The following is a 9,400-nucleotide window of genomic DNA, read 5'->3' as shown; positions in this document are numbered from 1 at the left end:
TTTTTTATTTGCTTATTTTTATGACTTCATTGTCAATTATATACGCCCAAACGGGCATGAAATTAGTAACCGTAGTCGTCACTTGCTTTTCCTTGGTCGTTAAGTATTTTCGCAGCCATTGCAGGTACGGTGATTTTACCACCCATAGTTGATTTGTAAGACACTGTCCCAACGCTTGTTCCTGAAACTGTTACCAAATCATCTTCCAAAACCCTTGAACCATTCAAAATATCTGGGTCAAAGCCCACTAAAATAATATTGTCACTATCTCCATCAACAGCTAATCTTATTTGTGTCTCTGATTTATCTTCAATCACTTGAATAACCTTACCCGTAAATTGAACTTTTTTACCTTCATAGTCATCTGGTGTGCGGGCGACTTGTTCATAGGTTATACCCGTCTTATACGAATTTGGGTCTTTGTCGACAGCTTCGCTAGAAGATAAAGCGGCAGCTCTTGACGATGATTCAGCAGCTTTTGATGATGATTCAGCACTGTTTTCGGATGAAGATTTTTTACTACTTGATTTATCGTCGCTGATAGAGCTATCAGCACTCGTATCTCTATTGTTTGTTTGAGGCATGGAACTGACGCCAACAATCAATGACACACAACCGGCTATAAAAAGCACCAACGGTGTCTTCCACGTGAATTTTGATTCTTTTTTTCTAAACTTATTAAGTATTAGAATTATCAACGTTACCCAGAACGCTACGCTTAATATCAACCATAAAAACATCATGGCATTACTCATATTTCTTGATCTCCCAATCTCAAAAGCTTTTTAATGTGGACGCCTAGCACATAAACCTATTCTACAACACTAAGAGACTTAAATGTTTCATTTGCATAGTGTTCAAGCCAAGAGGGAATACGATAATATTCCATAAAACCGTTAACGGTTGTTGGCATTTCAATAGACATTAACATTTTGATAGCGTTTCTATGAGCAAGCAATTCCTCACCACGTTTCCCAAACTCGCTAAATTGATATACAGCTTGTGCTTCATGATCGCCATATAATATATGACTTAATTCGTGAGAAAGTCGATAACAATAATCAACCCCGATATCAAAATTAGCATTCATTATGATGGCACGACTTTTTACTAAAGCTGTATCGGGAACGTGAGAAAGTAAATTGTCGGCTAGTATAACAATTACGTTGTTTTTACGAGCTATTGATTCAACATTTTGAACTATTTCAGGATATAGTTGCTCACTGTAATTGTAAAATTCTGTCATTTATTCTCCTTCTCACGCAAGGAAATAATATAACGCGCATAATCACGTAACTTCTCTTTTTCAGATTCTTCTATTTCCATACCATCGAAAGCAAGAATGGTTTCGTCATCTAAAATATCAACTGTTTGGTCTTTGGTTGAATTTTTCGATTGCAATATGTCACTTCTCCCTAAAAGGTAATCAGTAGAAACGTTAAGTACATCTGCTACTTTTTGAAGGGTTGCCACCGTGGGTTCTCTTTTATTCCATGAATAAATTGATTTTTCACCAATTCCTGCTTTAATTGCAAGTTCTGTTAACGATAATCCGTTCTTTTTTGAAACTTCTTTGACTCTGTCAATTAGCGCCATATCTATGTTTTCTCCTTGTATAGACAAGAAAAAGTACTGCATATAGTAAAAGAGTGTTGACAAGTACTGCATGAGGTACTATACTAATTCTTGTAAGTTAAAAGTGCAAACAAAAAACAGTAATAACATTATCAATCTTGGCGGAGGGATATGTTGATACTTTGCTTTGTTTAGCTGTCTTTACTATGCAATTATAGTACTTCATACGATACTTGTAAAGTAAAACTTACAAACATTTTTACAGTAAGTAATACTAAGGAGGAAATTATGAGTGTGCAGGAAGCGATTCAAACACTTGAAGAAGAACAATTTAAGTTCTCACTTCATTTGAAAAAGAAACGGTTGAAGCCTCGTATGCTTGCGCCGGTTATAGGAAAGTCTGAATCATATGTACGTCAACTACTATCTGGTGCAGCAAAAGGCGAAGCGGCTAAAGAACACTTAGCAACGCTGTTCAAGTTCACGGATTATGATGGCGAAAGTTGGTTGTAAGAAGGAGGCAAACAAATGTCATTTGATGAAACGAAAAATTATTTGCAGAAAGAAATTCAAATTGAACTAAAAGGCATCACGTCAGAAACGTTCAACAAGCATTTCCGCAGTGACAAGAATTTTCCTAAACCAATTTTTGATACACCACGCAAGAAGATTTGGGACGGACGAGCATTAGTGTGGTACTTCGATAAGAAGTCAGGAAGGTAAGCAATATGCAGGAAATTATCAAGATTAACCAAAACGAGCAAGGCGAAACACGAGTCAGTGCTCGAGAGTTGCACAAGGAATTAGGCGTTAAGAAACGTTTCAGCGCATGGTTTGAACAATATCAGGAAATGTACGTTGAGGGCACAGATTTTACAGGCGTACCTGGAGGTACACCCGTTATCGGTGGAAATGGTAACGTTCAATATCTTCAAGATTATTCACTCACGGTCGACATGGCAAAAAATGTAGCCATGATGTCAAAGACTGAAAAGAGTCAACAAATTCGAGATTACTTTATCCAAGTCGAAGACCGTTACAAGAAATTAGCCAATGATCCATCTTATCAAATGGCACTCGGTTTGAAAGCGTCACAGTTATTACTTGACCAGAAAGACCAAATAATTGCCGAGATGAAACCTAAAGCATTGTTCGCTGACGCGGTAGATGCAAGTGATGGCAGTATCTTAGTCGGTCAGTTAGCTAAGACGTTGCGACAAAATGGCGTGAATATTGGTCAAAACCGACTATTCAAGTGGTTGCGTGAACATGAATATCTGGGCAGCCGTGGTGAGCAGTACAATCTACCGACTCAAAAGAGTATGGACTTGCGCGTGATGGAAACGAAGACACGAACAGTCAATAATCCTGATGGGTCAATCAGAACGACACATACCACCAAGATTACAGGCAAGGGACAGATTTACTTTATTAACAAGTTTTTGCAAGTAGCATAGGAGAAATTATGGAAGATGAAATCAAAAAAGCCGTAATAGATTTTATCAACAAAAACTATCACGGTAGTGAAACGGTTGAAATTAAGATTTCAGGTCCTCTGTTGCCATACGATGCCACTCTGAAAATTCGTCCAGATTAAATTTGCGTTTGAATATCTTGTTAGTCGTAGGCAAATAAACTTTGGTTGATTTAAAAAACTGATCATCATTGAAAATAATAAATGTCACACTTCCACTCAATGAATCGAAACCGTCTATTCTCAAAGGGAATTTTAGAGGCGGTTGTTGAGGAAAAGTATTTGTAAGTGTCATCTTTCCATCATCTGTCGTAAATGACGGAGAGTTAAGTGAGACATCATTACCCCTAAAAGTATTAATCTTTTTACCTTTAAAGGTTATCCATGGGGCGAGAATTGTTACCGGTTGCGAAGATTGATTATTTATAGTCATTTGGATACACACCGCTGAATAAGGGGTGGTGCTGTTTACCTGATGACCATTTATGATTCCAAACGTTCCATCAAGAGGTACAACGTATAGGCTTTTATGAGGTTTTGAAGATTGACTGAAATTAATTTTTGGTTTTGAAGACAAATAAGATATAAATTGTATCGATAAACCGGCGATACCGGTAATAGCACCGATTATGGCGAGAATGTTAGTCATTAGATTATTCCTTATAAGTGTTAATTAAAGAATATCACAACTAGGTTTAAATTAGGAGGTCAGCATGTCAAAGAGTGCAGATTTAGAAGACATCAGGCAGTCGTTGCTTGATTACGCACAGGCAGCAATTAGCAAAGGTCGCGAGGCGATAGAGGGCGAGTTATCTATCAATTACAGACCGATTGAAGAAGCCGAAAAGGCATTGAAATTGATGAAAGAGTTAGGTTAGTGAAATGGCATACGGAATAGCAGCAATCATTATCATAGTTGTCGCAATTATCTACTTCTTCTATTCAGAGCGAAAGTTTGACGAGAAAGAAGCGTTGCGTGACATCAACGAGTTAATGGATAGCGGCATGACTTGGAACCAAGCACAGCGGCAAATTGAGCACGCAAGCGATAACACACGTGCGCTTGATGAAGCTAACAAGGTTCTGAAGCAAAAGAAAAACGCTTAGCACAATTGGAGTTGGCTAAGCGCAGTAGGTATAAATTGTCTTGGAAAATAATTTATATCTCGATTATAGCAAGAAACGAGGTAAAAGCAAATGGTAACAGATGTAAAAGACGTTACGCAACGTCACGAACAAGTTGACCGTGACAACTTCAACTATGATGATAAGGCAACTTTGAGCGTTTATCCATTTGGAGAAATGAAACGGTCGGAAGTTGCAAAAGCAAACAATGCCGAGCGTGTATTCTTTCTGAAACCAGAAGATAAGCATGGTGACTATGTGCTAGATACCGATTTAGCGGACTATTTAGAAAAATATAGCGGCTGCCTTATCGCAGTTGAGATGCACGAATTAGATGATATTGATTGGGGAGATTAAGCATGTCAAACGAAATAACATTAGCAAAGCAATTAAGTAGTGACAAAGTCGTTGAGCAATTTGCTGCAACAGCCGGAGAAAGCGCCAAGTCATTTGCAAAAGAAGTGGCATTGACCATTTCTGGTAATCCAGCATTACAGCACGCAAAACTGGGTACGGTCATTGTTGAAGCAACCAAAGCCAGCGCATTGGGTCTGTCTCTGTTGCCAACGGTAGGTGAAGCCTATTTGGTTCCTTACAAAGGTGATGCGCAATTCCAACTTGGCTATAAAGGCATTGTTCAATTGGCAATGCGAAGCGGACAGATGAAATCATTTGGAGCTGAAAGTGTCTATGAGGGTGAAAATCCAAAATGGGACAAGTACAACCAAGAGCTGGTGACTGACGGCGAAGAAACAGGAAAAATCATTGGCTATTATGCTTTCTTCACACTGGTTAACGGATTCAAAATGGCAGCATACTGGCCAAAGGAAAAAGTTGAAGCCCATCGTGATCGCTTCAGTAAATCTAAAAAGGGTCCTTGGTCGACTGATTTTGATGCAATGGCTAAAAAGACGGTGCTTAAATCTATTTTGCAGTATGCACCAAAGTCTAGCGAAATGAAACGAGCGCTAGCAGAAGATACACAAGCTGAATATGTTCAAGCTGGTATTCAAGATGTTACACCAGAGCCAGCAAATATTGAGGCACCAGTTGAAACAACAAATGCACCAGAAATTAGTACCGAGGAAGAAAGTCTGTTCGGTGAATTGAGTGATGTTGATAAAGAGACTGCACCCAATCCATTCGCTCAAAATCTAGGAGGTGACAACTGATGTTAGAGACTAAACCAGCATTGAGTTTTGAAAATGGTGTGATGGTTAATTACAGTGATTTGTTGGCAATTGCCGAAGAGTATAAATCATTGCCAGAAACTATTGTAACTGCTGCTCAAGGGTCACGCGCCAACGCTGTTAAAAGTGATTTGAAAAAGAATGCCGACCTGATTAAGAAAGAGCTTAAAGCAGAGGATAAGCGACGCAGTGAAGCGTTCTATGAAGAAAATCATGGTGCAGTAGCTGCTTTAGATACTTTGTTAAGTGTCCGTGAAGATTTGGTTGAGCGCACTAATACGTGGGAGAAAACACGTTTAGACGCTAACATGCCTGTTCTGGAAGCGTTTATTGATGAACAGAATGAATTACACCACTTGGATAGTCAACATCAATTAAGCGCAAATGATTGGCGAAAATTAGGAACATTTACACCGACAGGAAAGATTGTTGGCAAGGTTCAAAACGAAATCGTTAGTCAAGCAAGATTAGCAGAATACGACCAAAACAAACAACCAGAATTAACACCTTTGGATTTGTTAAAGCGTGATCTAAATCGTGCCTTTTCTGAATTGTACTCGAACTACGAAGATGATGGCATTTACGGCGGCAAAGACATTAAAGATGATTTAGCTAAAATCGCACAATTACTGCAATAAGAACACCACCAGCTCAATGTGGTAAAACCGAGCACCAGTGGAGTTTAGATTACAAGCTAGCGCAAGTAGTCATTGTAACGCACTGCATTCACAGCGATATGGCGCAACCATACAAATGGGTGTGATGCCCTAGGAGGTAACAAGTGGCAGATAACAAAAAATATTATTATATCCGTCTCAAGGAAAACTTCTTTGATAGTGATGAAATCAAATTGTTGGAGAGTATTCCAAATGACGGTTATAAATTCTCAAATATCTTACTAAAAATGTATCTCAAAAGTCTCAAATATGAAGGCCGTCTCATGTTCAACGAACGGATTCCTTTCAATGCTGAAATGTTGGCAACGGTCACTGGTCATAGTTTAGGCGATGTTACAAGAGCGATTGACATGTTCAAAAAGTTTGGACTGATAGAAGTTCTGGAAACTGGTGAAATCTACATGTTAGATATTCAAAGTTTCATAGGTAAAACGTCGACCGAAGCTGACCGCATCAAGGCTTATCGCAAAAACGTTGAACATCAAAAACAAGCCAGTGTACAAATGTACGACAAACGTACACCAGAGATAGAGTTAGAGAAAGAGATAGATATAGAGACAGAGTTAAAACCAGAAATAAAGAAAGAGCCAACAGCATATCAAAAGATTGTGGCTGTTTATGAAAAAAATGGTTTTGGTTTGGTCAGCCCAATCGTTTCAGAAAAAATCAATGATGAACTGAAAGATTTTGCTAGTGAATCTAACGAAGATGAAGCGGTTAATATCATTACCAAAGCAATGGAGATTGCAGCACTTAATAGTGCTAATAACTTTAACTATGTATTGGCTATCACTAAAAAATGGTACAACAAAAAACTGTTCACTCTGAAAGCGGTTGAAGCAGATGAATTAAAAAATAAATCTCAAAAGGCTTCAAGGTATGGCGGTAGAAGAAATATTGTTGAGCCACAGTTAGCGAGTGTTTCAGAACCAGTTGAGGAGCCAGAAAGGGAGTTACCAGAATGGCTGACGGACGCGGCAAAGGACCTTTAGATTTTGTACTCCTAGCAATCAGATTAAAGGCAATGGGAATACCGACATCTAGCAACAGTCAATCATTCCCAGCGGTTAATTTTGAAGAACTAGGTAGACGCTTAAAAGAAAATGGATCGCTCACAAAAATGGTTAAATGCGCCAGTGCTAATTACGTATCAGTTTTAGAAGTTTGGCAGAGCGCACCCGAAGCGATTGCGGTATTGCAAGAGATGAGAAAGGAAGCAACAAAATGAAAGCTAATGAATATCGGGATTTGATTGGTAAATATCGCGAGCTGAAACGACAAAATAATAATATGATTTCGTCAATTGAAGATATTAAAAAGATTATTTCTGATGATAAATATCAACAGGTTGAGATCATGATGACAAGTGGTTGGGATAGAGATGGATACCATAAAAGCATTCAAACTATTTATGTCAATGCAAAAAATGTTTTGAGATTTTATGAAAGTGAATTACCATTTCACGAACATGCGCTTAAGATACTCAAAAATAGAATTGACAATGGGGTAATTGATGATTGACAGAGCTATTTGCAAAACTGAATAAGGTTGACCCAAACAAAGGTCTAATCACGTTGCAGTTGAGCACTGATGATATTCACACGCTAGAGAAGTATCACGCCAGCGGACAGCAACAGGTGGTGTCATTGATAGCGAGTGATGAAAACGGACTGTCACCAAAACAACGTAGTTTCGCTTTTGCGTTGTTGAACGATATCTATTCGTCACAAAAAGGCGGCTACTGGATTGAGGAAAAAGAGACTGTCAAACAACATTTCTACGCAGCGTACGAATACTACAACGGTTTAGATTTTGGTGAATTTAGTTTGAGTGACGCTAAAGGAAACAAGACTGATACAAACCAGTTCATCAACATGTTGCTAGATTATGCAGCGATACATGACATTAGTTTGAGTGTGAAGCCGCTGAACGAATTAGAACCGCAAGAAATTGCACGGTGGGAGTACAGGTGTCTCATGGAAAAGATATGTGTTGTTTGTGGCAAGAAGCCAAGCGACCTACATCATTTAGATACAGTTGGGTCAGGAATGAACCGCCAGCATACCAATCATTTGGGACACAGAGCGGTGCAACTATGTAGGGAACACCACAATCTGGCTCACTCACTTGGCATTGAAACGTTCATGCAGCGTTTCAAGATTAACGGCATCAAGATTGACGAAAAAATAGCTTTGGCACACGGACTGAATATAAAGTGATTTAAGCGTTTAAAAACAGTTTTGGTGTAATTATGCGAAAAGCAATTTAAAACAACGTGATAAATTTACGAGCAAGGCAAATACAGTGCTCACAAAACAATAAAAGATATTCGAAAGGATAACAAATGAGTGAAGCATACGAAACGACAATCTATCGTGATTCTGATAATTCGATTATTCATATCGACACGTCAGTTAGTAACGAGAAATACCGATTGAGAAAATACGCTAAAGATTTTGATTTGAAGTTGGTACATGACGAACTAGACACTGGTGGCTATACAGGTCTTAACGTAGACGCTAATCAATTTGCGGTTAGGTTTGATAGAGATGGATATATTACAATCTCTAAACGTCGTGAATATTCTGATGAAGAACGAGCGGCGCTGGTTGAACGTGCACGAGTGAATTTAGGAAGGTAGATAACCGAGTGACTAAATTTATTTTTGAAAGTGAATTGTCGGGAGACCCGGCGCCACATAACCAGTCAAACTTTAATAAGAGTGGCAAGGTTTACAAGGGTGCTAGAGAAAAAGCTTATATCCAAGAGCTTGAGTATCGACTACGTGCTGAAATTATCAAGAATAAGGCGTTTGAAAAGTACGGTGAAGTGCCAATCAAGGTGGACTACATCTTTGGATTTGCACCAACTAAATCATGGAGCAAGAAAAAGGTACAACGTGCTTTGAACAATGAGATTTACCCAACAGAGCAAAACAAAGGCGATTGGGACAACTTGACCAAGTCAACGCAAGATAGGTTGAACAAGCTAATTATAGCTGATGACAGATTTATTGTGGACGGCAGAGCGAGAAAGATATTCACGCCTAAGCCGTATCTAAGAATTGAAATTGAGGAAATGAACAATGAGTAAATCAGGATATATCGTTCAAATTAAAAATGAGTATTTCTTCCTGAACAACATTACGCAAGAACAAAATAATGCGTTCTCGTACAAGTTGGAAGAACTAGCTGATACTGATTGGGTTAAGCGCTACGATCCAAAATACGACAACCCACAGTATCGTCAGCGACTACGTGACACGATTATTAAACGAATCAGTTATCTGTACCGTGAAAACGTTGGTAGATTCTTCGTGTTAGGTAATCACGGCAAGATGGTTGAGATTTAGAAAGTGT

At 38.7% G+C, this 9,400-nt stretch carries 19 protein-coding genes; 15 read left to right on the top strand and 4 right to left on the bottom strand.

Features of this window, described 5'->3' with window-relative positions:
- Positions 1-62: 62 nt before the first annotated feature.
- The 3 genes from IEU65_RS03615 to IEU65_RS03605 all read right to left on the bottom strand — a co-directional run bounded on the left by IEU65_RS03615 (position 63) and on the right by IEU65_RS03605 (position 1,596).
- Positions 63-584 (bottom strand): KH domain-containing protein, encoded by a 522-nt coding sequence (locus IEU65_RS03615; protein WP_242455649.1) that lies wholly within the window; start codon positions 582-584, stop codon positions 63-65.
- A 227-nt stretch (positions 585-811) separates the two neighbouring features.
- Positions 812-1,246: a hypothetical protein gene (locus tag IEU65_RS03610; protein WP_010276522.1), complete on the bottom strand. Its 435-nt coding sequence runs from the start codon at positions 1,244-1,246 to the stop codon at positions 812-814.
- Positions 1,243-1,596 (bottom strand): helix-turn-helix domain-containing protein, encoded by a 354-nt coding sequence (locus IEU65_RS03605; RefSeq protein WP_010276519.1) that lies wholly within the window; start codon positions 1,594-1,596, stop codon positions 1,243-1,245. Before IEU65_RS03605 ends, IEU65_RS03610 begins: the two co-directional genes overlap by 4 nt.
- Positions 1,597-1,863: 267 nt before the next feature.
- Here IEU65_RS03605 and IEU65_RS03600 point away from each other — a divergent pair, with 267 nt between their 5' ends.
- Genes IEU65_RS03600 through IEU65_RS03590 form a run of 3 tightly spaced genes read left to right on the top strand, consistent with a single transcriptional unit; the run spans position 1,864 to position 3,032 of the window.
- Complete coding sequence (locus tag IEU65_RS03600) at positions 1,864-2,088, top strand: hypothetical protein (protein ID WP_010276515.1); 225 nt, start codon at positions 1,864-1,866, stop codon at positions 2,086-2,088.
- Positions 2,089-2,103: 15 nt separating this feature from the next.
- Complete coding sequence (locus tag IEU65_RS03595) at positions 2,104-2,298, top strand: hypothetical protein (protein ID WP_010276512.1); 195 nt, start codon at positions 2,104-2,106, stop codon at positions 2,296-2,298.
- A 5-nt stretch (positions 2,299-2,303) separates the two neighbouring features.
- Positions 2,304-3,032: a phage antirepressor KilAC domain-containing protein gene (locus IEU65_RS03590; protein ID WP_010276507.1), complete on the top strand. Its 729-nt coding sequence runs from the start codon at positions 2,304-2,306 to the stop codon at positions 3,030-3,032.
- 81 nt (positions 3,033-3,113) lie between these two features.
- Here the strand turns inward: IEU65_RS03590 and IEU65_RS03585 are convergent, their stop codons facing one another.
- Positions 3,114-3,698, bottom strand: coding sequence for a hypothetical protein (locus tag IEU65_RS03585; RefSeq protein ID WP_010276504.1), 585 nt, complete (start codon positions 3,696-3,698; stop codon positions 3,114-3,116).
- Positions 3,699-3,762: 64 nt separating this feature from the next.
- On the opposite strand from IEU65_RS03585, the gene IEU65_RS03580 reads away from it, so the two are divergent.
- The 12 genes from IEU65_RS03580 (at position 3,763) to IEU65_RS03525 (ending at position 9,393) form a co-directional block, all read left to right on the top strand.
- Positions 3,763-3,927 carry a hypothetical protein gene (locus IEU65_RS03580; RefSeq protein WP_010276501.1) on the top strand — a complete coding sequence of 55 codons (165 nt, stop codon included), beginning with the start codon at positions 3,763-3,765 and terminating at the stop codon, positions 3,925-3,927.
- A 4-nt stretch (positions 3,928-3,931) separates the two neighbouring features.
- Complete coding sequence (locus tag IEU65_RS03575) at positions 3,932-4,156, top strand: hypothetical protein (protein WP_010276497.1); 225 nt, start codon at positions 3,932-3,934, stop codon at positions 4,154-4,156.
- A gap of 90 nt (positions 4,157-4,246) precedes the next feature.
- A complete protein-coding gene (locus IEU65_RS03570) occupies positions 4,247-4,531 on the top strand; it encodes a hypothetical protein (protein ID WP_010276493.1) in 285 nt (94 codons plus the stop codon).
- Positions 4,532-4,533: 2 nt separating this feature from the next.
- Positions 4,534-5,346, top strand: coding sequence for a recombinase RecT (locus IEU65_RS03565; RefSeq protein WP_010276489.1), 813 nt, complete (start codon positions 4,534-4,536; stop codon positions 5,344-5,346).
- Positions 5,346-6,002 (top strand): hypothetical protein, encoded by a 657-nt coding sequence (locus IEU65_RS03560; protein WP_010276487.1) that lies wholly within the window; start codon positions 5,346-5,348, stop codon positions 6,000-6,002. The genes IEU65_RS03565 and IEU65_RS03560 overlap by 1 nt, the downstream gene beginning before the upstream one ends.
- A 143-nt stretch (positions 6,003-6,145) precedes the next feature.
- The gene (locus tag IEU65_RS03555; RefSeq protein ID WP_010276483.1) at positions 6,146-7,033 is read left to right on the top strand and encodes a phage replisome organizer N-terminal domain-containing protein; all 888 of its coding nucleotides are present in this window, start codon (positions 6,146-6,148) and stop codon (positions 7,031-7,033) included.
- The gene (locus IEU65_RS03550) at positions 7,003-7,269 is read left to right on the top strand and encodes a hypothetical protein (RefSeq protein WP_010276479.1); all 267 of its coding nucleotides are present in this window, start codon (positions 7,003-7,005) and stop codon (positions 7,267-7,269) included. Before IEU65_RS03555 ends, IEU65_RS03550 begins: the two co-directional genes overlap by 31 nt.
- A complete protein-coding gene (locus IEU65_RS03545; RefSeq protein WP_010276474.1) occupies positions 7,266-7,562 on the top strand; it encodes a hypothetical protein in 297 nt (98 codons plus the stop codon). The genes IEU65_RS03550 and IEU65_RS03545 overlap by 4 nt, the downstream gene beginning before the upstream one ends.
- Positions 7,559-8,260 carry a putative HNHc nuclease gene (locus tag IEU65_RS03540; RefSeq protein ID WP_010276470.1) on the top strand — a complete coding sequence of 234 codons (702 nt, stop codon included), beginning with the start codon at positions 7,559-7,561 and terminating at the stop codon, positions 8,258-8,260. The genes IEU65_RS03545 and IEU65_RS03540 overlap by 4 nt, the downstream gene beginning before the upstream one ends.
- Before the next feature lie 125 nt (positions 8,261-8,385).
- Positions 8,386-8,682 carry a hypothetical protein gene (locus IEU65_RS03535; protein ID WP_010276466.1) on the top strand — a complete coding sequence of 99 codons (297 nt, stop codon included), beginning with the start codon at positions 8,386-8,388 and terminating at the stop codon, positions 8,680-8,682.
- 8 nt (positions 8,683-8,690) lie between these two features.
- Positions 8,691-9,134 carry a RusA family crossover junction endodeoxyribonuclease gene (locus IEU65_RS03530; protein WP_010276463.1) on the top strand — a complete coding sequence of 148 codons (444 nt, stop codon included), beginning with the start codon at positions 8,691-8,693 and terminating at the stop codon, positions 9,132-9,134.
- On the top strand, positions 9,127-9,393 hold the full coding sequence (locus tag IEU65_RS03525; protein WP_010276459.1) for a hypothetical protein: 267 nt from the start codon (positions 9,127-9,129) through the stop codon (positions 9,391-9,393). The genes IEU65_RS03530 and IEU65_RS03525 overlap by 8 nt, the downstream gene beginning before the upstream one ends.
- Positions 9,394-9,400: the final 7 nt, after the last annotated feature.

The sequence above is a fragment of the Leuconostoc pseudomesenteroides KCTC 3652 genome, assembly GCF_014634745.1.
GTDB lineage: Bacteria > Bacillota > Bacilli > Lactobacillales > Lactobacillaceae > Leuconostoc > Leuconostoc pseudomesenteroides.
The sequence above is the reverse complement of the archived record's forward strand: the minus strand, read 5'-3'. Positions and strand labels throughout refer to the sequence as shown.

Bases quoted from the DNA above. Each gene is read 5' to 3' on its own strand.
- IEU65_RS03535 (WP_010276466.1), top strand. From the start codon at position 8,386: ATGAGTGAAGCATACGAAACGACAATCTATCGTGATTCTGATAATTCG.
- IEU65_RS03575 (WP_010276497.1), top strand. From the start codon at position 3,932: ATGGCATACGGAATAGCAGCAATCATTATCATAGTTGTCGCAATTATC.
- IEU65_RS03595 (WP_010276512.1), top strand. From the start codon at position 2,104: ATGTCATTTGATGAAACGAAAAATTATTTGCAGAAAGAAATTCAAATT.
- IEU65_RS03565 (WP_010276489.1), top strand. From the start codon at position 4,534: ATGTCAAACGAAATAACATTAGCAAAGCAATTAAGTAGTGACAAAGTC.
- IEU65_RS03545 (WP_010276474.1), top strand. From the start codon at position 7,266: ATGAAAGCTAATGAATATCGGGATTTGATTGGTAAATATCGCGAGCTG.
- IEU65_RS03580 (WP_010276501.1), top strand. From the start codon at position 3,763: ATGTCAAAGAGTGCAGATTTAGAAGACATCAGGCAGTCGTTGCTTGAT.
- IEU65_RS03610 (WP_010276522.1), bottom strand. From the start codon at position 1,246: ATGACAGAATTTTACAATTACAGTGAGCAACTATATCCTGAAATAGTT.
- IEU65_RS03585 (WP_010276504.1), bottom strand. From the start codon at position 3,698: ATGACTAACATTCTCGCCATAATCGGTGCTATTACCGGTATCGCCGGT.
- IEU65_RS03525 (WP_010276459.1), top strand. From the start codon at position 9,127: ATGAGTAAATCAGGATATATCGTTCAAATTAAAAATGAGTATTTCTTC.
- IEU65_RS03560 (WP_010276487.1), top strand. From the start codon at position 5,346: ATGTTAGAGACTAAACCAGCATTGAGTTTTGAAAATGGTGTGATGGTT.
- IEU65_RS03590 (WP_010276507.1), top strand. From the start codon at position 2,304: ATGCAGGAAATTATCAAGATTAACCAAAACGAGCAAGGCGAAACACGA.
- IEU65_RS03600 (WP_010276515.1), top strand. From the start codon at position 1,864: ATGAGTGTGCAGGAAGCGATTCAAACACTTGAAGAAGAACAATTTAAG.
- IEU65_RS03570 (WP_010276493.1), top strand. From the start codon at position 4,247: ATGGTAACAGATGTAAAAGACGTTACGCAACGTCACGAACAAGTTGAC.
- IEU65_RS03605 (WP_010276519.1), bottom strand. From the start codon at position 1,596: ATGGCGCTAATTGACAGAGTCAAAGAAGTTTCAAAAAAGAACGGATTA.
- IEU65_RS03550 (WP_010276479.1), top strand. From the start codon at position 7,003: ATGGCTGACGGACGCGGCAAAGGACCTTTAGATTTTGTACTCCTAGCA.
- IEU65_RS03615 (WP_242455649.1), bottom strand. From the start codon at position 584: ATGCCTCAAACAAACAATAGAGATACGAGTGCTGATAGCTCTATCAGC.